The following is a 552-nucleotide window of genomic DNA, read 5'->3' on the forward strand; positions in this document are numbered from 1 at the left end:
TTGTGATGCATCAGTGATTTATTTTCGTACAACTTAGCCAGAAGACTCTAAACTTAACAATAACCTTTTGTTTTTATAACGATAGTTTGGTTAAGTTGTACGAGGCCACTATGATTCCCTTCCCACTAGAACTTGAAAGAATAAAAGCCGTCATTTTCGATTTAGACAACACGCTCGTCAGTTCAGATATGAACTTTCAAGATCTTCGTCAGCAACTCGGTTGCCCTCAAACAGAAGATTTATTGGATTTCGTAGAGCGCATCGATCACCCGCATCACAAAGAGCATGCACATAATGTCATTTTTGACCACGAGATTTCCGATGCTGAACAGTCTAGCCCGATGATTGGCTGTCATGAATTGCTGAACTACTTGGAGAAAAAAGCGATTAAAACCGCCATCGTGACGCGAAACTGCCTAATTGCGACACAAAGAAAATTGGAACATAACCAAATCACCGTTGAGCAAGTGATCACGCGTGAATGTTATCCACCAAAACCCGATCCTTTATCGCTACAAGTGCTCGCCAAGGAGTGGCGTTTGATGCCAAATG

The 552-nt window shown here is 41.8% G+C and carries 1 protein-coding gene; it reads left to right on the forward strand.

Annotated features, from left to right (window positions below; translation table 11 throughout):
• Window positions 1-110: 110 nt before the first annotated feature.
• The coding region (locus tag R7190_RS29785) for an HAD family hydrolase (RefSeq protein ID WP_318138197.1) at window positions 111-552 on the forward strand (442 nt) is incomplete at its 3' end.

Source organism: Vibrio sp. 1078-1 (genome assembly GCF_033340475.1).